This is a genomic window from Hwanghaeella grinnelliae (genome assembly GCF_004005845.1).
Classification (GTDB): Bacteria; Pseudomonadota; Alphaproteobacteria; order UBA8366; family Aestuariispiraceae; genus Hwanghaeella; species Hwanghaeella grinnelliae.
Genome location: NZ_SADE01000004.1, coordinates 205,281 through 227,065, shown reverse-complemented (window position 1 = coordinate 227,065; position 21,785 = coordinate 205,281). Strand labels below are relative to the sequence as shown.

Sequence of the window (21,785 nt, the reverse complement as noted above, 5' to 3'; positions counted from 1 at the left end):
CATGTCTTTGTTGGATGCCAGCCCGGTATACAAGCCGTTCAACTATCCGTGGGCCTATGAAGCCTGGCTGACCCAGCAGCGCATTCACTGGCTGCCGGAAGAAGTCCCGCTGGCGGATGACGTCAAGGATTGGCACAAGACCCTGACCGAGGGGGAACGGAACCTGCTGTCGCAGATTTTCCGCTTCTTCACCCAAGCCGATGTGGAAGTGAACAACTGCTACATGCGGCACTATTCCCGTGTCATCCAACCGACCGAAGTACAGATGATGCTGGCCGCCTTCTCCAATACGGAGACGATCCATGTCGCGGCCTATAGTCACCTGCTCGATACGATCGGCATGCCCGAGACGGAATATCACGCCTTCCTCGACTACAAGGCGATGAAGGACAAGTACGACTACATGCAGCAATGGGGCGTCGGCACCAAGGAAGACATCGCCAAAACCATGGCGGTCTTCGGCGCCTTCACCGAAGGGCTGCAGCTTTTCGCCAGCTTCGCCATGCTGATGAACTTCCCGCGGTTCAACAAGATGAAGGGCATGGGGCAGATCGTCAGTTGGTCCGTGCGCGACGAAACGCTGCACACACAGTCCATCATCAAACTGTTCCGCACCTTCGTCAGTGAGAACCCGGAAGTCTGGACCGAGGAATTCGAACGCGACCTGTATGTCGCCTGCAATACGATCGTCGATCATGAAGACGCCTTCATCGACCTGGCTTTCGAACTTGGCCCGGTAAAGGGTCTGTCGGCGGATGAGGTGAAGCAGTACATCCGCTACATCGCAGACCGTCGGCTGACGCAACTTGGCCTGAACCCGATGTATGGGGCGGAGCGCAATCCGCTGCGCTGGATGGACGAAATGTTGAACGGCGTGGAACACACGAACTTTTTCGAAAACCGCTCCACGGAATATTCCAGGGCCTCCACGCAGGGTACGTGGGACGAGGCTTTCGACTGATCATGGGAATGTGTTGGGGTCGTATCCCTGGCGACAATCCCGCTGTGAATTGACCCCTGTACCAAAGCGGCACGCGTCGCCGCGACTGGCCCGGAGCCGCCGCAACGGCCCGGGCTGATTTTTTCCCGAACAGTGGGGCACTTCTTGGCAGCCCCACCGAAACTCCACGTTCCCCCCCGGCGAGAAAAACTGCATTCCAATCCGGCACCGTTCCGCGGAAGACTTCCTTGGTTCAACACAGCTTGTGTGGAAGCCTGCCATGCCATCGTTACAGCCCGCAATCCCACCTACCCTGCTGGCCGAAAATTATCGCCGAGACGGTTTCGTCGGTGGCGTATCGGTTCTCTCAGTGGCGGACGCAGCGCGTCACCGCACCCGGTTCGAACGGGCGGAAGCGGCCTATGGTGGGCCGCTTCACTACGTGAGCAAGGTCCATACGATCCTCACCTCTCCATTGGAGTTGGCGACCACGCCGGCGGTCTTGGATGCGGTGGAAGCCTTGATCGGTCCGGACATCCTTTTGCTTGATGTAACCTATATCGTGAAGGAGCCGCATAGCCCCAGTTTCGTCAGTTGGCACCAGGACCTGACCTATTGGGGGTTGGCGGGTGGTGACCAGGTTTCGATGTGGCTGGCCCTGTCACCCGCGACGGAAGAAAGCGGCTGCATGCGGATGGTTCCCGGCAGCCACCGGGCCGGCAAACAGGCCCATACGGACCGCCATGACCCGAACAACGTTCTTGCCCGCGGACAGGAAGTGACCGATGTCGGAGAGGAGAACGCCGTTCTCGTTCCGCTTCTGCCGGGTCAGGCGTCGTTCCACCATGGCTGGACCTTGCACGCGTCGCTTCCGAACCGCAGCGACGACCGGCGGATCGGTTTGAACGCCCAGTTCATAACGCCGGAAGCACGTCAAACCGTCAGCCAAACGGAAACCGCCATGTTGGTTAGGGGCGAAGACCGCTTTCAGTCTTTCCGGCCCGAGCGCCCGGCCGTCGAAGACCTCGCCGAGGATAGCCTGCAGCGGCACCGCAGGCTTGATGCGGAAATGAAGGAAACCTGGCAAAAAGCCTGAAGAAGTCCCGCGCCACCGCCGCATTTCCCGACTAAGGAACACCAGCGTTTTTTTTAACGCAGAGCATCGAAGCTTTTCCTCGACATCCCTACCCAGCGCCTTGCGCACCCGCACATGAGCGATACTATCCAGGTAGTGCCGCGCGCAGAGATCCCACGTCTTCGCAGTCGAAGGAATTTGCCGCATTCGTCCTCACTCCCCGGAAGACAGGTACGGCATCATGAATATCGACGGACAACAACGTGGGCGTCAGCACGAACGACGGCGCACCTACACAATCCGTGTTTTGGTCGATGGTGAAGTCTATGAAATAGAAGATATTTCGGTGACCGGCTTCCTGATGGCAAAGGCACCCGATTGGATGGTCGCCGGCCAGGGAATCAACTTTCATTTCGTGGTCGACGTGAACGGGGACGATACCTATATCGCCTCGAACGGCACTGTCGTCAGAACCGTTGAGAATAAATTGGCTGTTGAGTATTCGGCGCCTCACCCTAAATGGGACACGATCCTAACAAAGCACTTGGCTCAGTTCGGGTGATCGGCCTACGGGGTGTGCACTCGCCCGACATTAACTGCGCGTCAGGCGAACCGGCTGGCGCTTCCGCCCCCAGCGTCCCGCCGCGTGTTCGAAGACGCCAGCGACGGCAGTGCCGCAGGCCGTACAGTGCCCACCCTGCCCCAAGCCGGCATTGCCGATGCCCCATTGCGTGATCTCGTACCAATCCCGCCCGATCAATTTCTCGCCGCAGCCGGGGCAATAGGTGCTGCCCGTCGCTTCGTCGTGAATGTTGCCGGTATAGACATAGTTCAAACCCGCTTCCCGGCCGATCCGATGGGCGCGGAATAGTGTTTTGGGCGGTGTGGGCGGAATGTCCTGCATCCGAAAATCCGGGTGGAAGGCTGAGAAATGCAGCGGCACATTCGGTCCCAAATGCTCCTTCACCCAAGCGGTCAGTGCCTGCAGCTCTTCGTCGCTGTCGTTCTGCCCCGGGATCAACAGCGTGGTGAGTTCCAGCCAGGCATCGGTTTCATGCTTGACGTAGATCGCGGTTTCCAAGACATCCACCAGATGCGCCGTGCACAGGGAATGGTAGAAGTTTTCGGTAAAACCTTTCAAATCCAGGTTCACCGCATCCATTGCGCCGAAGAACTCCGCCCGTGCCTCCGGTTTTATATAGCCGGCGGTGACCGCAACATTCTTCAGGCCGCGCTTGCGGCACGCTTCCGCCACGTCGACCGCATATTCCAGGAAAATGACCGGGTCGTTATAGGTATAGGCGACAGACCGGCAGCCCGCCCGCAGCGCCGCCTCGGCGATTTGGTCCGGTGAGGCCGCGTCCATCAAGCGGTCCATCTGCCGCGATTTGGAGATATCCCAGTTCTGGCAGAATTTGCAGGTCAGATTGCAGCCGGCCGTGCCGAAGGAGAAGACTGGTGTGCCGGGCAGGAAATGGTTGAGCGGCTTCTTTTCGATCGGGTCGACACAAAAGCCGCTGGACCGCCCATAGGTGGTCAACACCATGCCGCCATCTTGTGCGGCACGCACGAAGCACAACCCGCGCTGCCCATCCCGCAGTTTGCATTCCCGCGGGCACAGGTCGCATTGGATGCGTCCATCTTCCAACCGTTGCCAGTAACGGCCTGGCACCGCCGCCTCGCTTGGCGCCAATTCGGAATGTTCGATAACCATGTCCGCCTTCCCGGTCCGATCATAGCACGCCAAGTCAACGGTTGTTCCAAAACCACGGCTTGACCGACGCCATCCCTGTCTTACCTATTAGAATACCCCTAAGGTGGTTCCGGGATTGTCTTTTTGCCATGGCCATAGTGCGTCCCCCCGCCGTCGCCGGTGTGTTTTACCCACGGGATGGCGCCAGTCTGAATCAAACCGTCGGACATTTGCTTCAGGACGGCCTGAAGGCGCGCCAAAACGAAACCGGACGCCAAGGCGCCGACTTGCCGGCGCCCAAGGCGTTGATCGCACCACATGCGGGCTATGTCTTTTCCGGTATTCCAGCTGCGCGCGCCTATGCGGAATTGGCGCCGATCCGGGACAGGATTGAACGGGTTGTCCTTTTGGGCCCAGCTCATCGAGTCGCCCTTCGCGGTTTGGCCACAACCAGTGCCGATACCTGGCAAACCCCTTTGGGACCCGTGCCGATCGACAGGCAGGCGATCGACGCCATCGCACATTTGCCGCAAGTCACCACGGACGACAATGCGCATGCGCAGGAACATTGCCTTGAGGTTCACCTGCCGTTTTTGCAGCGCATTTTGTCCGACTTCTCGCTGGTTCCCTTTGTCGTCGGCGCGGCCGGACAGGATGAGGTCGCGGAGGTCCTGGAGACCCTGTGGGGCGGGCCTGAAACACTCATCCTGATCAGTTCCGACCTCAGCCATTATCATCCGTATTCCGAGGCTATACGCCTGGACACCCGTACGGCACAGGCCATCGAATCCCTGGATGAAACCCGGATCAGTCAGGATCAGGCCTGTGGGCGCATCCCGATTTCAGGCTTGCTGTCCAGCGCCCGTAGGCATCATCTGCAGGCGGAACGCGTGGCGCTCTGCAACAGCGGCGATACATCGGGCGACAAAAGCCGTGTCGTTGGCTATGGCGCCTGGGTCTTCCGCCCGGAAGAGAAAACGGGCGCTGCCATTGAGACGGGGACGGCAGATCCTGGCGAAGCGGATCAAAAGCTCCTCGACCGCCACGGCCGGGAACTGATGCACTTGATGGCGAATACCATTCGCTATGGGTTTGGCAACAATGCGCCGCCCGAAGTCGCGGTCGGCAGCTTCAACGAGGCGTTGCGGCAGGAACGCGCAACCTTCGTGACGCTGGAATCGAACGGTCAATTGCGCGGCTGTATCGGCAGCATCGTCGCCAACCGACCACTTGTCCTGGACGTTGTGGAAAACACTTTCCGCGCGGCCTTTCGCGACCCCCGATTCCCGAGGCTGACGCCCGGGGAAATCCACGGCCTGAAACTGTCGTTGTCGATCTTGAGTCCGATGATGCCGATGCAGTTCGATGCCGAGGCCGACCTGCTGGCGCAACTGCGCCCGGGTGAGGACGGGCTGATGATCCAGGATACCGACAAACGATCCGTCTTTCTGCCGCAGGTTTGGGAACAGCTACCGAACCGGCGTGATTTTCTGAGCCATTTGAAGGCGAAGGCCGGGATGGTTTCGGGCCATTGGTCGTCGGGTTTCAAGGCATGGCGCTTCACCGTCCGGAAACTGCCGCCTGTTGATTTCGCAGAGGCGGAAACAGCAATTTCCTAACACGCTCCCATTGGATAGCCTGCTATATCGCGTGGGGTATCCTTCTCCGCGAAAACAGGGGGACTGATGCCGGCCGATACTCAATATCCCGATCATTTCATCGAACGGCTTCACGCTGTTTGGGGCGAGGGATTCCTTTCGCCGGGCGGCGCGGAAGAAGTCGCGGAAATCCTGCGCGGCATCGACCTGCATGGTAAAACGGTATTGGATGTGGGCTTCGGGACAGGGGGGCCCGCAATCGTCTTGGCCGGACAACTCGGCGCCGAGAAGGTCATCGGGATCGATGTAGAGGAAGCGGTCTATGAGCGCGCGTCAAAAGCCGTGCAGGCAGCGGGGCTCGCCAGCCGTATCGACCTGAGGATCGTCGAACCGGGCCCCCTTCCCTTCGAAGACGACAGCCTCGACGTGGTTTTCTCGAAGGACTCGATCATCCATATCCCCGACAAACAGAGATTTTTTGAGGATGTATTCAGGATCCTCCGGCCGGGCGGGATATTCGCGGCAAGCGATTGGCTGTGCGGAACAGGTCCCGAAGCTGAGGCCGCCATTGAGGAAATGCTCGCCACAAATCCGCTTCGTTTCAAAATGGCGACCGCACAGGATATGGCCAATACCTTGACGCAGACCGGGTTTGCCAATGTCTCCACGGTCGACCGGAACGCCTGGTATGCGGAACAGGTGCAGGAGGAGCTCCGCCAATTGACCGGCCCGCTCTATGCGGATCTTGTCGCCAAAGTCGGCAAAGAAATCGTCGACCCTTGGCTGACGGTGCGCCGCGGCACTGCAAAGGCGACGATTGCCGGTGGATTGCGGCCAACGCATCTGCGCGCGGTAAAACCCACTGACTAACCGGTCGCAACGCGTTGGGAATCAGCAGGGACGGGTTTGCACACCCCCCGAGTCCTGCCATTTTCGTTGCGCGCAAACAACCGACCTTACCGTCCCATCACCGACCGGGAGCCACATCCGATGACTCGCCTTTCCGAATCCGAACTCATGCAACTTGTGCCAGGCGTTTGTGCCATCGCGCTGAAGGCCGGCGAGAAGATCATGGAGATCTATGCCACCGATTTCGACGTGGCGGTGAAGGATGACGCCTCCCCCGTGACCGAAGCGGACACGGCGGCGGAAGCGATTATCGCCCCGGCCCTGGCATCGCTTGAACCCAGTATCCCCATCGTCGCGGAGGAAGCCGCCTCGGCCGGAAAGGTGCCGGAAGTCGGCGACGGCGCCTTCTGGCTGGTCGATCCCTTGGATGGCACCAAGGAATTTCTGAACCGCAACGGTGAGTTCACGGTCAATATCGGGCTTATCCAGGACGGACAGCCGGTATTGGGCGTGGTTTACGCGCCCGCGCTGGACACCTTGTATGCAGGCGCGCAGGGTGCCGGGGCGACTCTTAAAGTGGGCGAGGAAACCGCACGGGAAATCACCGTGCGGCCCGAACCGGTGGACGGCCTGACCATCGTCGCCAGCCGCCGCCATGGCGACCCGGCGGTGTTGGAGAAGTTCCTGAGCGGCCGGACGATAAAGGAAACCCGAAACGCCGGCAGTTCCCTGAAATTCTGCCTATTGGCCGCCGGCGAAGCGGACGTCTACCCCCGTTTCGGCCGCACCATGGAATGGGATACAGCCGCCGGACACGCGGTATTGCTGGCCGCCGGCGGCCTGGTGACGACGGAAGATGGTGCGCCCCTTACCTATGCCAAGAACGCCATCTTCGAGAATCCGCATTTCATCGGCTGGGGCGGCGTGCGCTGATCCTCTATCCACCCAGTTCGTGGCCCGACCCGTGGCCCGGTCCGTGATAGGCTTGGCTGTCGGCCGGAGCCTCACCGCGATCCTCCATGCCGTAATCCCGCATCACCGAGGCGATGCGTAAACGGTAATCCTTGAAGATACCGTCCCGGCCCCTGCCCTGGACAGCCCTGTGGTTCTGACGGTTGCGCCAAGCTTCCACCGCCGCTTCGTCCCGGAAGAAGGACAGTGACAGATACTTACCGGGATTGGTGATGCTCTCGAACCGTTCGACGGAAATGAACCCGTCATGCGCTTCCACATCCGCCTTCAGGGAAGCGGCAAGGTCCAGATAGGTCTGCAACTTGCCGTCCAACGGTTCGACTTCGAAAATGACTGCGATCATGGCTGTTTCTTCTCCCGGTCGTGCGGCGTCCCATGCGGGGCGGAAGCCAGCTTCAGGAAAATCCGGTCTTCCTTCAGGATGAACCGCTCGCGCTGCGCCATTTCGTAATTCTCGCGCCCAAGCGGGTCATTGCGCAAGCGCTCCCGATAGGCCTCATACGCCGCGAGGCTGTCGATATCATAGACGCCATAGGCGGTGGTCGCCGATCCTTCATGCGGCGCGTAATAGCCGATCAGGTCCGCCCCGCATCTGGGAATCGCCTGGCCCCAGTTGCGGGCATATTCCGCGAACATGTCCTTTTTGAAGGGATCGATCTGATAACGAATGAAACAGGTAATCATCGGGAAACTCCGTATCGGTTGATGTCCCGTTCTAGCCTTTACGCACCCTGAATAGTTCGAGTACGATCGAAGCATGTCAGTTGGACCGAACATCGCGATCATCGCAGGCCTAGTGGGCGACCCCGCCAGGGCCGGCATGTTGAGTGCTCTGATGGCGGGCCGTGCGCTGACCGCCAGTGAGCTGGCGCAGGTCGCGGGCGTCACGGTACAGACCGCCAGTTCTCACCTGTCGAAACTGTCCGATGGCGGATTGATCGTGGCGCGCAAACAGGGCCGCCACCGTTACTTCACATTGTCAGGCGACGATGTCGCCCAAGTGCTTGAAGGGCTGATGGGGCTGGCGGAACGCACGCTCGCCAAGCCGGTGCGAACCGGCCCGAAAGATCCCGGCCTGCGCAAGGCACGGATCTGCTACGACCATCTGGCCGGCGAAATGGGTGTCGGCCTGTTCTCGGCCTGTGTGGAGCGGGGGTTCATCAAGGATGGGGCCGAAGACCTGGAACTGACCAAAAAAGGCCGCGACTTCTTCACCGATTACGGCTTGGACATGGCGGCGCTGCAGAACGCCCGTCGCCCGGTCTGCCGCCCCTGCCTGGATTGGAGCGCACGCCGCACCCATCTGGCAGGCGGCTTGGGGGCCGCGATCCTGACCCATTTCACCGACCGCAAATGGGCTTGGCGCGTACCGGACACCAGGGTGATCGAGTTCTCGCCCAAAGGGCTAAAGGAATACCGGGCGCTTTGTCCCGCTTAGACCGCCACTACGCCACATCCCGCAATTCGCCGCGTTCGGGCGCCGGAAGGCCGTTTTGTTCCCAACCCATCATGGCCAATTTGCGCGGCAGGCCCCAACGGTAGCCGCCGAGCATACCGGAATTGCGGATCACGCGATGACAAGGGATAAGCCAGGAGATCGGGTTCGCGCCCACAGCGGTGCCGACGGCACGGGCCGCCGCCCCTTTCATGCCAAGCGCTTCGGCCACCGTGCCATAGGTGGTGAGCGTGCCCGGCGGAATCGCCATCAGGGCGCGCCAGACTTTGATTTGAAACTCCGTCCCTTTCAGCAACAGGCGCAAGGGGGCCTGGCCGGACGGTTTCGTCTCCCCCGGTCGCGCGAAGATGCGAGCCATGGTGTCTTCGGTCGCTGAGGGATCTTCGACCAGTGTCGCGGCCGAGAAGCGGGAGGCCATATCCTCGAAACAGCCTTGCTTTCCGCGTTGGTCGACAAAGGCCAGACCACACAGCCCACGATCGGCTTCCATCAGCAAGGTTTCGCCGAACGGCCCTTCGTGAAAGCCGTAGCGGATTTCCAATCCACGCCCCAAGGCTTTGTACTCGCCAGGCGTCAGCGCTTCATGCGCGACAAACAGATCATGCAGACGCCCCGGCCCGGACAGACCGGCATCGAAAGCCGCGTCCAGTACGCTGCCATGTTCTTCCAAACGCCGTTTGGCTTCCTCCAAGGAAAGCGCTTGCAGGAACTTCTTGGGGCTCAACCCGGCCCAACGGGTAAACAGGCGCTGAAAGTGAAAGGAACTTAGCCCCACATGCGCCGCTATTTCCTCAAGCGAGGGCTGATCCTCAAACCGATCGACGATATAGGCGAGCGCCTCGGCAATCCGACGATAGTCGCTGCTGGCCGTATCCACACCATCCGCCCGGTCGGCCGTCATTGTTTCCGCATCGATCAACATGGTCTCACTCCAAAACCCAACGCCTCTGATTGATGATGAAACAGTACGTCACCGGGTTTCGCCGCCCCACCCGTTTCTTGCGCAAACCGCGGAAAGAGTGGAAATACGCGCTGTCAGAGCGCCAGGTCGTATATGGCAATGGCATCGTTGCCCGCCTTGCCATTGGCTTCGAAGCCGAGCTGTCGGTAGAGCGCCTCGGCAACGCCCATCGTTGTTGGAACGGTCTCGACCCGAAGAATCGCGAAGCCCCGCTCCCGCGCGGCATCGGCGGCGGCCTCTGTCAGGCGTCTGCCCAAGGCATGGCCGCGAAATCCCTCACGCACAAACAGGCGTTTCATTTCCGCCTTCTTCTTGGAAATCCGTTTCAACGCCACGCAGCCGGCGGATGCGCCGTCCACCTTGGCGAGGAACAGCGCACCGTCGTCGCCCAGATAGGGATGCGGGAGGGAGGCCAATTCCTCCTCAAACGCATCGAAGCATAGCTGATGGTCGAAGGCTTCCCCATACTCGACCAGCAGCGTCTTCAGCAGAATAAGGTCGTCCCCGCCGGTCACGAGGACAATTTCGACCTGCGGTTCCGGCTCAGCCTTGTTCGCTCCATCCATCGCCGACATGAACGGCTCCCTTCATGTACAAAACAGCCTGTCCCGCGATCAAAACGCGGTCCCCGGCCAGAGTACAATAGAGATCACCGCCACGTGCGGAAATTTGCTTCGCATTAATGTCCATTTTGCCCAGCTTTTCCGCCCAATACGGTATGATGGTGCAATGCGCCGATCCGGTTACCGGATCTTCGGGAATACCCGCATGGGGGGCGAAATAGCGCGACACGCAGTCTATCGATTCGCTACCGTCCGACCGGCCGGGCGCGGTGACGATCAAACCGTCGCCTTGCATGCCGGCAATGAAGTCCATATCGGGGTCAACCGCTAACACCGCGGCCTCGTTCTCCAGCACGGCCATGAACTTTTTGGCCTTGTAGAATTCCCGAGGAGGGGTGCCCAGCGCCTCAACGAACCCTTCCGGCGGCTCGTCCGCCTTGGGAGCACGTGCCGGGAAGTCGAGTTCGAACAGCGCGCCCTTTTTGCGAACCACCAGATCCCCGGCCAACGCCTTGAAGCGGATTTCGTCCCCACTCCAGCCCAATTCGCGATACAGAACCGCGGCACTGGCCAGTGTGGCGTGCCCGCACAAATCCACTTCAATCGCCGGCGTGAACCAGCGCAGGTGAAAATCGTGGTTCGGATCCGTCGGGGTGGGAACGAAGAAGGCGGTTTCCGAAAGATTGTTTTCAAGGGCAAGCGACTGCAGCACGTTATCCGGCAGCCATTCGCTCAACGGTATGACCGCTGCCGGATTGCCCGCAAAGACACGGTCGGTGAACGCATCCACCTGGAAGATCGTCAGTTCCATTTAGGCTTCCCCTTCGCTTGCCACTGCCGCGCGCGCTTCCGTCAACGCATCGGCGAAAATCTCAACATCCTCCGGCCCGGTCATCCAATTGCTGAAAGCCGCGCGGATCCCCGACTTTCCGTGCAACAGTCCGGGCGTGACATAGACTTTCCCTGTCGCGTTGATCGCGTCCAGCAGAGCTTTCTGACCGGCATTGGACTCCGCATCATCACCGAGCACCCCGCGGAAGATCACGATGTTGAGGCGCACCGGCGCCAATAGCTCATACCCGTCCAACGCATCGATCCGCTTGCCCATCTCCCCCGCCAGGGTGCAGGTCCGCTCCACGATCTCCCGCACGCCTTCGCGCCCATAGGCGTGTAAACTCATCCAGACCGGCAAGGAACGGAGCCGTTGGGAACTTTCCATCGTTCGGTTGATAAAGCTCGGCACAGCCCCATCCATTTCCAGATACGGCGCAGTCAGCAGCATCGCGGTTTCCAACAGATCGATATGGCGGGTGAAGAAAAGACCGCAGTCATAGGGAACGTTCAGCCATTTGTGGCAATCGGTGGTGATTGAATCCGCCCGCTCCACGCCGGTGACCAACGGCGCTAGGCGCGGCGAACAACGCGCGAACAACCCGAAAGCGCCGTCCACATGCAGCCAGGCTTCGTGCCGGTCGCAGAGATCCGCAATTGCCGTGAGATCCTCGAAATCACCGGTCGAGACAATGCCCGCGCTGGCTATGACGACCTTGGCGCGGGCTTTGCTGTTGGAAAGCGCCCGGTCCAGGGCGGCGACGTCCATCGCCTCCCGCCCCGGCTGTTTGCCTATATCCGTATAGCCCTTGCGACCGAAACCAAGAACACCGAGTGCCTTGACCATGGTCACATGCGGCGAAGCGGAGAAGATCTCCACCGCGCCCGGTTGCAGCAACTCGCCCAAACCGTCGCGCGTGACCTCAAGCCCATTCATTCGCCCGGCCCATTCCCGGAAACACGCGGCGCCAAGATAATTCGCCCCGATCGCCCCCGTTGTGAAGGTGCCGCCGAAACCGTCCTTTCCCCCACCTTGGCTGTAGGGCAGATCAAAGAGGTCAGCCATCATGGCAATCGTCTGATGGGACAGTGCGGGACCGATGGAATCCCCTGGGTCCGGCGAATTCTGGTCGGCCGAGGAAACCAGCCAATCGGCCGCCAGTGACGCCGGCGTGGCGCCGCCGGTAACGAACCCGAAATAGCGGGGACCGGCACTGGCGCTCAATTGCGGGGCCACCGTCTGTTCGAACTGCTTCAAGGCAGACAACGCGCCGCCACCTTCGTCCGGCAGCACCTGCGGCGCCATGACCGGATTGCGGGCGCCGACGGGCCTGTCCTTCAAACCAGCGTGGAAATCAACCGCCAAACGGCGGGCCTCGGCCAACAGCTCCGGTAAAATCTCATAGTCCGCATGCATGCGAGACATGGGTTTCTCCCCCATATTCCATTTATCTTGTGTTGTACGTGCATCCCAGCCGCGTTCTACGACACGCCACCGGGCAAGGCTCCGGTCACTGCGCCGGTGCGGCGTCCGGATCAGCTTCGGACAACACATTCATGAACAACGACATGTCGATATTGCCGCCCGAAAGAACCACGCCGGCACGCTTGCCCTGCAAGCCTTCCCGGTCGTTCAACAAGGCCGCCAAGGGCGCGGCACCCGCCCCTTCTGCGATATTATGAGTATGTGTGTAATAGATCCGCATGGCGTGTTTGACGTCCTCATCGCTGACCGTGACGACATCTTCCACACTTTTGCAGATTGTCTCGACCGCTTCCGGCACCGGCACACGGCACGCCATGCCGTCGGCAATCGTCTCCGCCTTATTGGTGGGGACGGCATGGCCAGCCTTGAAAGACAGTCCATAAGCCGGGGCCCCTTCCATCACCACACCATAGACCTTCGTCTTCAGGCCCAACGCGTCCCGGGCGGAAACCACGCCGCAAATGCCCGACCCCAGCCCAATCGGTACGTAAACACGGTCCATGTCCGGGGCGTTCATGAAAAATTCCATACCGTATGTACCAACCCCTTGGATCAGGCGGCTGTCGAAGGACGGCACCATGTCCAACCCCTCGTCCTGTGCGCGGGCCATAGCGTATTCGGCCGAGGCCTGGAAATCATGCCCATGGACCACAAGCTCGCCGCCGAAGGCCTTCATGGCGGCATTCTTCTCCAGGCTGTTGCCCTCCGGCACAACGATGGTCGACTTGACCCCTGCCCGCGCCGCGGCCAAGGCAATCGATTGCCCGTGATTGCCGCGGGTCGCGGTAATGACGCCGGCGGTCCCGCCGTTCTTTTTGTAGTCGTTCATGAAGACGAGGCCGCCGCGCACTTTGAAAGCGCCGATCGGCGTATGGTTCTCGTGCTTGACCCAGACCTCCAAGCCGCAACGCTTCGATAACAGGGGCCAATTGTATTGCGGTGTCCCTTTAAAGACGCCGTAGACCAGGTCCGCTGCTTCTTCGAGCTTCTGTTTTGACACGGTGGTCATGATCTGTCTTCCTCTCTTCAGTCATATTTTTGGGGCGTCCCGGCGGGATTGGCAGCGGCGCCGATGGGGATCCATCCAGCCCGCTGCTAATACCCGGCCATCACCCGACGTCGAGCCACCCGGCAAGGGTCTTCAGGGGTCCCGGTCTTGCTATGTGAACGCCGACGCTTGAGACCGCCTTTATTGGACCCAGAATGGCTTGCGGACTTCACGGGCCCGGTCCGCCTCGCTGACGCCTATATCGGCCAGCAAGTGTTTATCAAGTTTCGCCAAGGCTACGCGCTGCAGGCGACGCTCCCACCAGCAAGATAGCACCGTAACGAAATCCAATCGCCCGGATGGCGGAACAATCAAGCCCAACCATCCCGGCATAATCCAAATTGTACGCATACAATTTCTCCTTTGCCTCAGGAATGGTAACAATTAACCCCATTGATTGGGTGCAATGAGAATTAGTTTGACAAATTGATACCGTCAATTGCTATATTGTCACCATGACAATTCAAATCCCCGATTGGTTGACTGGCGTCGACGCCTTGTCCGGCCCGAAATACAAAGCTATCGCGCAGCGGATCGCCGAGGCGGTTAGCAGTGGCGCGCTGAAACCCGGTGACCGGCTGCCGCCCCAGCGCGAGCTTGCCTGGGCGCTTGAATGCACGGTCGGCACGATTTCCCGCGCCTATGCGGAAGCGGAAAAGCGGGGCTTGCTGGGCGGCGAAGTGGGGCGCGGAACCTATATTCGGGAGGAGTTCGAGGCGAGCACCCCCGACAGTCGGGGAATCTCAGGCTATTGGCACTCACCCAGTTTCGAGAAAGCCGGTACGCGCCCCCCTGCCGCGATCGCCATGGACGGGATCGCCGACTGGTCGCCGGACATGGGCCCTGCGGAAAGAGAAACGGGCCCGATCGGCCTGAACCACGACTACCCGCCGCTGGGTGTGGAGTGTTTGGAATCCGCACGGACGATGACCGAACTTTCCACCGACCCGGTCCTTATGGAGATGCTGTCCTATCAGCCCCATGCCGGACTTGGCAGGCATCGGGAAGCCGGTGCGCAATGGATCGCGCGGCGGGGCGTTGAGGCCACCGCCGACAGCGTCGTCGTTTCAACCGGCGCCCATAACGGGGTCTTGGCGACTCTTTCCGCCATCACCCGGACCGGCGATACGATCGCCGCGGAAGCGCTTTCCTATCCCGGCATAAAGGCAATTGCCGGCATGCTGGGCCTGCGCCTCGCTCCGGTTGCCTTGGATGAGGAAGGGTTGGATCCCGCTGCGTTGGACAATCTTTGCCGGCAGCAGAAGATCGCCGCACTCTATACGGTGCCCACCCTACAAAACCCAACCAACGCAATCATGTCGGAGCAACGGCGCCGGGATATCGCCGAGGTGGCGGCAAAACACGGATTGCCGGTGGTGGAGGACGACATATTCGGGATGCTGTCGCCGGAATCGCCGCCTGCGCTATGCACCTTTCTGTCGGACAATTTAGCCTTCTACATTTGCAGCATTTCCAAAACGTTGGCCCCTGGCCTGCGCGTCGGATACGTCCACGGGCCGCGCCGGCAGACAGCACAAATCGCCGCCGCACTGCGAACCAGTAGCTGGATGGCATCCCCCTTCACGGCGGAAATCGGTACACGGTGGATCGAAAGCGGTGCGGCCGACCGCATCCTCGACTCCCATTTCCGCGAGATCGAAGCCCGCCGGGCCATGGTATTGAAAGCCTTCGACGGTTTTGAGGTGGGCTGTCCGCCCGGCGCCCTGCACGCCTGGGTCACCCTGCCCAGCCCATGGCGGGTCGGTGAGTTGGTCGCCGAAGCGCAAACGCAGGGTGTCATTCTGCCGCCCACGGATTCCTTCATGATCGGCGGCGGCGAAACCCCGCATGCTTTCCGTTTATCCTATTGCCCACCCCGCCATAGAAGCCGATTGCAGGAGGGGCTCGACGCCGTACTCAACCTACTTAATGGAACGACGCGCGTGGAAGCGGCCCAGGTGCTTTGACGGTTTTGGCCGAAAGGAATGCCGGCACAGGAAATTTATCCAAAACTCTCGTCTGTTTTTGTTAAATTATTAACCTTAATGTCGGATCATAGCCCATTCCTCGACGCATAGCGTACCGCGCCTTCGAATTCGGATCGCCGCTCTATGGATGCTGATAAGACCATTTTGCCTATGAATCTGACGGGATTGTTCCCAGCGGCCCTTTCAGCGGTGCTGGAAGCGCTACCGATCCCCGTCTTCTGTAAGACCGAGGACGGCCGCTACCTCGACTGTAACGATCTGTTCCTGACCTTTATCGACCGGTCCCGTGAAGAAATCATTGGGCACACGGTCTATGAACTGTTCGATGAGGACAAAGCCAAGGTCTACGATACGGCGGACCAGGAATTGTGGCAGTCCGGCGGCATTCAAGAGTACGAAGCGCATGTGAAGTCCAAGGATGGCCAGACCGCAACGGTCGTCTTCCACAAGACAATCAGCCGGATCGGCACCACCAGTGAACGGATCATGACCGGCGTTATTCTGGACATTACGGAATTGCGGCGCGCGGAGGAAAAGTTACTGGCGGCAGCCCGAACCGACGACTTGACGGGACTACACAATCGCAAGGCTTTGTACGAGCGCTTGGATGCCGTCTGTCAGCGTGCAAGACGCCAAAGCATACCTTTCGGCGTCCTCGCCTTGGATCTCGACGGATTCAAGGCCGCGAATGATACCTTCGGCCACCAGACTGGCGATCATGTGCTTAAAATCGTTGCAGGCCGGTTGCGGAAACTTGTCCGTGAAACGGACTATGTCGCCCGGACGGGCGGCGACGAATTCACCATCATTCTAGAAGGCGTCGATAGCCATGAGAATCGTAGGGCTATCGCGGAAAAAATTGTTGCGGGTGTTGCGGAACCCATCGCCCTGCCCTGCGGAAACGAGACCACGGTCGGGGTCAGCATCGGGGTCAGCGCCTGGACCGCGGATGGTAAAGATTGCCGGCATTTGCTGAAGGCGGCGGACATGGCGCTCTACGCCGCCAAGGAAAATGGCAAAGGCCGTGTTTGGCACGCCACTGAAGACCATCTGGAATCAGAACCGGACGGCGCTACCAGCTAGGCGCTTTCGCCGATCACCTGACAAATGTCGTCGACAACGGCCGTGACCAGGTCGGGATCATCACCTTCGGCCATTACGCGGATCACCGGTTCCGTCCCGGAAGGCCTAATGACCAAGCGGCCCGAAGCGCCCAAGCGCGCTTCACCATCGGCAATTGCCGCCTGAACGGCGCTGGCCGTCAAAGGCGCGCCACCGTCATACCGCACATTCTTCAAAAGCTGCGGTACCGGTTCGAAGACCCGGCCCAGGCCGCTCATCGGCTTGTCAGACGCCACCAGGACCGCCAGCACTTGCAAGGCCGCGACAAGGCCGTCTCCGGTCGTTGCATAATCGCTCAAGATCACATGGCCCGACTGTTCGCCGCCTAGGTTGCAGCCATCGCGGCGCATCGCTTCCACCACATAGCGGTCGCCGACAGCCGTCCGCGTCAAGCCGATGCCTTGCGCTTGCAGATGACGCTCGAGACCAAGATTGGACATCACGGTCGCGACCAGATTGCCGCGCAGCTTGTCCGCCTTCGCCCAGGACGATGCAATGATCGCCATGACCTGATCGCCGTCGACGGCATGCCCGTGTTCATCCGCGATGATCACGCGGTCCGCATCGCCGTCCAGCGCAATCCCCAAATCGGCACCATGGGCCACCACCTGCTCGCACATGGTCCGCGTCGCCGTCGCCCCGCAATCGCGGTTGATGTTGGTTCCATCCGGATCAACCGCCACCGGGATGACTTCAGCCCCCAGTTCGAACAACACGGCGGGCGCGGTCTTGTAGGCGGCGCCATGGGCGCAATCGACCACGATTTTTAACCCGTCGAGACGCAACTGCGCGGGAAAAGTCCGCTTCACCGCCTCGATATAGCGGCCGGCCGCATCGTCCAGCCGCCGGGCACGGCCCAGCTTCGCCGGATCCGCCAAATCGAACGGTCCATTGTCCATCAGCCGCTCAATGGCCATTTCCTCGGCGTCGGACAGTTTGAAACCGTCCGGCCCGAACAACTTGATACCGTTATCCTGATACGGGTTGTGCGAGGCGGAGATCATCACACCCAGGTCGGCGCGGAGCGACGTCGTCAACATACCGATCGCTGGGGTCGGCATAGGCCCGACCAAAACGACATCCATGCCCATGGAAATGAATCCGGAGGTTAGCGCCGGTTCGAGCAAATAACCCGAGAGGCGCGTATCCTTCCCGATAACCACAAGATGCCGATGCGGGCCGCGCCTGAAGCGCTGTCCCGCCGCCATGGCAAGACGCAACACGATTTCCGGGGTGATCGGGTCCCGGTTGGCCGTGCCGCGCATACCGTCGGTGCCAAAATAGTTCCTAGTCATGCAGCACGGATAGTCCACCGTTGCTGTGGTTGCAAGCATCTGCCGGGTCGCGTGTCGCCCTTGCGCCGCTTCGCGCAGCGGGGCATCGTCGTGTCGGTTCGAACCGATACGATCTTGCGGGAGAAGACGTTGCCCGAACAGGCCGACGCCGTTTCAATCGTGGTGCCTTTTTTCAATGAAGCACGGGACGTGGACGGCTTTTTCAGGCCGTTGGGCAGGCATGTCGTCGACGCCCGGGCTGGCCTGCCGGAGAGGCAGCAGTTCATGGACGGTTTGTTTGCCTGGCTCGGTCATCGGACGGTCGCGGCCAATTACGGCCGTACCGGCCGGCCCGACCACCTCATGCAGACGATCAATGGAAAGAAGGGTGACGCCAGATCAACCGCACAGGCGACGCCGGTGGGGCAGGATCAATGACGACCAAGTTTGCGGTAATTTTGGTGACGGCTATCGCGCTCATGGTCAAGACCGCCGCTTGGGCGGTCTATGGCCCTGTAACTTTCAATGACACCGCCCTTTATGAAGCCTTCGCCAACATGCTGCTTCGGGATGATTGGGCCTGGCAGTACGAATTCTTCGACGACCCCTCGCCCGTAACCGGCTTACGAACGATCGGGTATCCCGCCATCCTCGCTTTGGCACAAACCCTCGCGGGCGACGCATGGCGACACGCGGTGATCGGCCTGCAAATCTGTATTTCCCTGTTGTCGGTCGCAATGGCAACGGGGTGGGCGTGCCGCCTGACCGGGTCGCCGAAGCTCGCCATTTTCACCGGACTCACACTAGCCTTCGGACAATCGGCCCTCTTCGACACTTCTCTGCTGCCGGACAGTCTGTTCTCAAGCATCACAATTTTGATTTTGTGTACGCTGAGCATGCCCAAAGACGAGAGAGGCCTCACGACGAACAAGGCAGTCGGTCTCGCCTTCCTTTGCGGCCTTGGCGCCGCCGCGCTGTGCGTGATCAGGGCAAATGGGCTGCATATCGCGCTTCTCTTCACGCCACTCGCGATTGTCTGGCTGTCGCAATTGCGGAACGCCCGCATTTTACCGGCATTGGCGCTGATCCTGCCCGTATTGATGACGGTCCAAGGGTACCTCTTCTGGAACCAGTCGCGGACCGGGACACGGTTTCTGTCCACCGGCGCCCAAATCGTCGCATTTCAGCCACTCTATGAAGTGGCACAGCATGGAACGGAACTCTTCACGGATGATAGCGTGCTGTCTCAAACGGTTCGCGAAACGACATCTACTTTCGACTATGCCGATATTGGCTTGTTAAACCGAAGCCTCGTGATCGACCATGGTTGGACATCGGTCGACGTTGCAGATGCCGGCACCAAAGCTTTCATCCGCGCATGCCTGACCGAGCCGATCGCTATGCTTCAAAACGCGGGGCGCGCCTTCGGGTTTACGATCATCCGATCGTTGTTCAACCCGGCCCTTGCCATAGCCGAGACCCATCACCTGATCACACAAGACAGGCTGTTTCCCGGCGCTTCGAAGATACTCAAGTCACTCGCCACGCAAAGCCCAACGGCAATTCTATACATCGTCGCCTATACGGTTGGCGCTGTGATCTCCACGATCTTGTTCATCTTCTTTCTTATTGGCGTTCCGCTGAAAAGTCTGAAGACCAACACCTCACACCAACGCTACACGATGCTGAGCCTATGGGCCGGGACATTGGCGGTGCTGGCCTATTACAGCCTCATCCATTTGGAATACCGGTACGTCCTTGCCGTTATTCCGATGATGGTCGGCCTCGGCCTGTGGGCGTTGCCGCAACGATGGGCGCGACTATTCCAACAGAGGCGATCCAGTTGAGTTTGTAGGTCTTCGGGGCTGCCTTAAGAGATGAAAAGGCCCGCAAGATGCGGGCCTTTTCAGTAGGTTCGGTTTTCAAGAAACGCGTTACGCCGGGCCAGGTTCCGGATCGGCATTGCCGACGGGTCCCGTATTGGGAACGGAAGACCAGCCCCCGCTATCAGCCGGCGAGCCACCGCTGTCATCGTTTCGTTCCACCGGTTCGCCGCGCAACAGGCGGTCGATGTCTTTCCGGTCGAGCGTCTCGAATTCCAACAGGCCCTGAGCGATCTTCTCGAGTTCATCCGCATAGGTGTTCAGAATTTCGCGGGCGCGGTTTTCGCCTTCCTCGACGAAGCGGCGAACCTCTTCATCGATGATCTTGGCGGTCGCATCGGATACGTGCTTCCGCTGCGTCACCGAATGCCCCAGGAACACTTCCTGTTCGTCTTCGCTGTATTGCAGACGGCCCAGCTTGTCGGAATAGCCGTATTTCGTGACCATCGCGCGGGCAATCTTGGTCGCCTGCTGGATGTCATGCGCCGCACCGGTGGTGATGTTTTCCTTACCGAACGTCATCTCCTCAGCTAGCCGACCGCCAAACAGGCTGGTGATCTGCGCTTTCAGTTCCCTCTCGGACTGGGATAGCTTGTCGCGCTCCGGCAGGGCGAAAGTCACGCCAAGCGCACGGCCCCGCGGAATGATCGTGACCTTGTGCAGGGGCTCATGCCCGTCGGCATGCATCATGCAGACCGCGTGACCGGCTTCGTGATAGGCGGTCAGCTTCTTCTCGTCCTCGGTCATCACCATGGAGCGGCGCTCGGTACCGAGCATGACCTTGTCCTTCGCGTCCTCCAACTCCTGCATGGAAACGACGCGGCGGTTCCGGCGGGCCGCCAGCAAGGCGGCTTCGTTGACGAGGTTGGCGAGATCCGCACCGGAGAAGCCGGGCGTTCCGCGCGCGATGGTCTTGGCATCCACATCCGGCGCCTGCGGCACCTTGCGCAGATGCACGCGCAGGATCTTCTCACGCCCGATGATATCCGGGTTCGGCACGATGACCTGACGGTCGAAACGGCCGGGACGCAGCAAGGCCGGGTCCAACACGTCGGGACGGTTGGTGGCCGCAATCAGGATCACGCCTTCATTGGCTTCGAAGCCGTCCATCTCGACCAGCAACTGGTTGAGGGTCTGCTCACGCTCATCATTGCCGCCGCCGAGGCCGGCGCCGCGATGACGACCGACCGCGTCGATTTCGTCGATGAAGATGATGCAAGGTGCGTTCTTCTTGCCCTGTTCGAACATGTCACGAACGCGGCTGGCGCCGACGCCGACGAACATTTCGACGAAGTCGGAACCGGAAATGGTGAAGAACGGCACATTCGCTTCACCGGCCACGGCCCGCGCGGTCAGGGTCTTACCCGTACCAGGGGGACCGACCAGCAGCACACCCTTCGGAATCTTGCCGCCAAGACGTTGGAATTTCTGCGGGTCTTTCAGGAATTCGACGACTTCTTCAAGCTCCTGCTTGGCTTCGTCGATACCAGCGACATCTTCGAAGGTCACGCGGCCATGCTTTTCGGTCAGCAGTTTGGCCTTGGACTTGCCGAAGCCCATCGCCTTTCCGCCACCGCCCTGCATCTGGCGCATGAAGAAAATCCAGACGCCGATCAGCAACAGCATGGGGAACCAGCTGATCAGGATCGACAGGAATGTGGGGACGCCGTCATCCATCGGCGCAGCCGTCACGGAAATCCCGCGATCGGTCAGCCGGGAAACGAGTTGCGGATCGTTCGGCGCGTAAGTGGTGAAGGCCTGTCCACCTTTGAAATGCCCGGAAATATTCGGGCCTTTAATGGTGACGTCGCTAATGCTGCCACTTTCAACGCTGCTGACGAACTCCGAATAGGGGATACCTTCGTGCTGATCTTGTTGCCCTGCTCCCTGAAACAGGTTGAACAACACGATCAAAAGCAGGCCGATGAAGACCCACAGAATAATGTTCTTGCCGAATAGATTCACCGTTGAGAAACCTTCCGTTCCAAGAATTCACATCGCCGGGCCCGCCGTTCAACGATGCGTATGAGTGCTTCCGCTGTGTAC

The 21,785-nt window shown here is 60.1% G+C and carries 22 protein-coding genes; 11 read left to right on the top strand and 11 right to left on the bottom strand.

All coding sequences use genetic code 11. The features are described 5' to 3' along the window. Position 1 precedes the first annotated feature (1 nt). The 3 genes from EOI86_RS21940 (at position 2) to EOI86_RS21930 (ending at position 2,577) form a co-directional block, all read left to right on the top strand. Positions 2–961 carry a ribonucleotide-diphosphate reductase subunit beta gene (locus EOI86_RS21940; RefSeq protein WP_127767835.1) on the top strand — a complete coding sequence of 320 codons (960 nt, stop codon included), beginning with the start codon at positions 2–4 and terminating at the stop codon, positions 959–961. Positions 962–1,220: 259 nt separating this feature from the next. Beyond that, positions 1,221–2,036, top strand: a complete 816-nt coding sequence (locus EOI86_RS21935) for a phytanoyl-CoA dioxygenase family protein (RefSeq protein ID WP_127767834.1) — start codon at positions 1,221–1,223, stop codon at positions 2,034–2,036. Between the two features lie 220 nt (positions 2,037–2,256). Continuing rightward, positions 2,257–2,577: a PilZ domain-containing protein gene (locus EOI86_RS21930; RefSeq protein ID WP_127767833.1), complete on the top strand. Its 321-nt coding sequence runs from the start codon at positions 2,257–2,259 to the stop codon at positions 2,575–2,577. A gap of 30 nt (positions 2,578–2,607) precedes the next feature. Here EOI86_RS21930 and amrS read toward each other — a convergent pair whose 3' ends face one another. Continuing rightward, positions 2,608–3,729, bottom strand: coding sequence for an AmmeMemoRadiSam system radical SAM enzyme (gene amrS / locus EOI86_RS21925; protein ID WP_127767832.1), 1,122 nt, complete (start codon positions 3,727–3,729; stop codon positions 2,608–2,610). A 128-nt stretch (positions 3,730–3,857) separates the two neighbouring features. Here amrS and amrB point away from each other — a divergent pair, with 128 nt between their 5' ends. The 3 genes from amrB to cysQ all read left to right on the top strand — a co-directional run bounded on the left by amrB (position 3,858) and on the right by cysQ (position 7,088). Further along, positions 3,858–5,327 carry an AmmeMemoRadiSam system protein B gene (gene amrB, locus EOI86_RS21920; protein WP_127767831.1) on the top strand — a complete coding sequence of 490 codons (1,470 nt, stop codon included), beginning with the start codon at positions 3,858–3,860 and terminating at the stop codon, positions 5,325–5,327. A gap of 66 nt (positions 5,328–5,393) precedes the next feature. Next, the gene (locus EOI86_RS21915) at positions 5,394–6,176 is read left to right on the top strand and encodes a class I SAM-dependent methyltransferase (protein ID WP_127767830.1); all 783 of its coding nucleotides are present in this window, start codon (positions 5,394–5,396) and stop codon (positions 6,174–6,176) included. Positions 6,177–6,296: 120 nt separating this feature from the next. Then, complete coding sequence (cysQ, locus tag EOI86_RS21910) at positions 6,297–7,088, top strand: 3'(2'),5'-bisphosphate nucleotidase CysQ (protein ID WP_127767829.1); 792 nt, start codon at positions 6,297–6,299, stop codon at positions 7,086–7,088. 4 nt (positions 7,089–7,092) lie between these two features. On the opposite strand, the gene EOI86_RS21905 is transcribed toward cysQ, so the two are convergent. Next, positions 7,093–7,470, bottom strand: coding sequence for an antibiotic biosynthesis monooxygenase family protein (locus EOI86_RS21905; protein ID WP_127767828.1), 378 nt, complete (start codon positions 7,468–7,470; stop codon positions 7,093–7,095). Further along, positions 7,467–7,811, bottom strand: coding sequence for an NIPSNAP family protein (locus EOI86_RS21900; RefSeq protein WP_127767827.1), 345 nt, complete (start codon positions 7,809–7,811; stop codon positions 7,467–7,469). Before EOI86_RS21900 ends, EOI86_RS21905 begins: the two co-directional genes overlap by 4 nt. A gap of 73 nt (positions 7,812–7,884) precedes the next feature. On the opposite strand from EOI86_RS21900, the gene EOI86_RS21895 reads away from it, so the two are divergent. Continuing rightward, positions 7,885–8,565: an ArsR/SmtB family transcription factor gene (locus EOI86_RS21895; RefSeq protein WP_127767826.1), complete on the top strand. Its 681-nt coding sequence runs from the start codon at positions 7,885–7,887 to the stop codon at positions 8,563–8,565. Between the two features lie 7 nt (positions 8,566–8,572). On the opposite strand, the gene EOI86_RS21890 is transcribed toward EOI86_RS21895, so the two are convergent. The 6 genes from EOI86_RS21890 to EOI86_RS21865 all read right to left on the bottom strand — a co-directional run bounded on the left by EOI86_RS21890 (position 8,573) and on the right by EOI86_RS21865 (position 13,805). Next, positions 8,573–9,505, bottom strand: a complete 933-nt coding sequence (locus tag EOI86_RS21890; protein WP_240035782.1) for a bifunctional transcriptional activator/DNA repair enzyme AdaA — start codon at positions 9,503–9,505, stop codon at positions 8,573–8,575. A 113-nt stretch (positions 9,506–9,618) separates the two neighbouring features. Next, positions 9,619–10,119: a GNAT family N-acetyltransferase gene (locus tag EOI86_RS21885; RefSeq protein ID WP_127767825.1), complete on the bottom strand. Its 501-nt coding sequence runs from the start codon at positions 10,117–10,119 to the stop codon at positions 9,619–9,621. Next, entirely contained in the window at positions 10,088–10,918 is an 831-nt protein-coding gene (locus EOI86_RS21880; RefSeq protein WP_127767824.1) for a PhzF family phenazine biosynthesis protein, read from the bottom strand. The genes EOI86_RS21885 and EOI86_RS21880 overlap by 32 nt, the downstream gene beginning before the upstream one ends. After that, entirely contained in the window at positions 10,919–12,364 is a 1,446-nt protein-coding gene (locus EOI86_RS21875) for a pyridoxal phosphate-dependent decarboxylase family protein (RefSeq protein ID WP_161973945.1), read from the bottom strand. A gap of 85 nt (positions 12,365–12,449) precedes the next feature. Beyond that, on the bottom strand, positions 12,450–13,433 hold the full coding sequence (locus EOI86_RS21870) for a threonine dehydratase (RefSeq protein ID WP_127767822.1): 984 nt from the start codon (positions 13,431–13,433) through the stop codon (positions 12,450–12,452). 180 nt (positions 13,434–13,613) lie between these two features. Beyond that, a complete protein-coding gene (locus EOI86_RS21865) occupies positions 13,614–13,805 on the bottom strand; it encodes a DUF1127 domain-containing protein (protein WP_127768288.1) in 192 nt (63 codons plus the stop codon). 122 nt (positions 13,806–13,927) lie between these two features. On the opposite strand from EOI86_RS21865, the gene EOI86_RS21860 reads away from it, so the two are divergent. Together EOI86_RS21860 and EOI86_RS21855 are read left to right on the top strand one after the other, a co-directional pair. Further along, positions 13,928–15,439, top strand: a complete 1,512-nt coding sequence (locus tag EOI86_RS21860) for an aminotransferase-like domain-containing protein (RefSeq protein WP_127767821.1) — start codon at positions 13,928–13,930, stop codon at positions 15,437–15,439. A 144-nt stretch (positions 15,440–15,583) separates the two neighbouring features. Next, a complete protein-coding gene (locus EOI86_RS21855; RefSeq protein WP_127767820.1) occupies positions 15,584–16,543 on the top strand; it encodes a GGDEF domain-containing protein in 960 nt (319 codons plus the stop codon). Here EOI86_RS21855 and glmM read toward each other — a convergent pair. Next, positions 16,540–17,877: a phosphoglucosamine mutase gene (gene glmM / locus EOI86_RS21850; RefSeq protein ID WP_127767819.1), complete on the bottom strand. Its 1,338-nt coding sequence runs from the start codon at positions 17,875–17,877 to the stop codon at positions 16,540–16,542. The two genes, EOI86_RS21855 and glmM, sit on opposite strands and share 4 nt — an antisense overlap. A 90-nt stretch (positions 17,878–17,967) precedes the next feature. On the opposite strand from glmM, the gene EOI86_RS21845 reads away from it, so the two are divergent. Next, positions 17,968–18,294 (top strand): hypothetical protein, encoded by a 327-nt coding sequence (locus EOI86_RS21845; RefSeq protein WP_127767818.1) that lies wholly within the window; start codon positions 17,968–17,970, stop codon positions 18,292–18,294. Next, positions 18,291–19,703 carry a hypothetical protein gene (locus tag EOI86_RS21840; RefSeq protein ID WP_127767817.1) on the top strand — a complete coding sequence of 471 codons (1,413 nt, stop codon included), beginning with the start codon at positions 18,291–18,293 and terminating at the stop codon, positions 19,701–19,703. The genes EOI86_RS21845 and EOI86_RS21840 overlap by 4 nt, the downstream gene beginning before the upstream one ends. Positions 19,704–19,790: 87 nt before the next feature. Here EOI86_RS21840 and ftsH read toward each other — a convergent pair whose 3' ends face one another. Then, positions 19,791–21,704 carry an ATP-dependent zinc metalloprotease FtsH gene (gene ftsH, locus EOI86_RS21835; protein WP_127767816.1) on the bottom strand — a complete coding sequence of 638 codons (1,914 nt, stop codon included), beginning with the start codon at positions 21,702–21,704 and terminating at the stop codon, positions 19,791–19,793. Positions 21,705–21,785 lie beyond the last annotated feature (81 nt).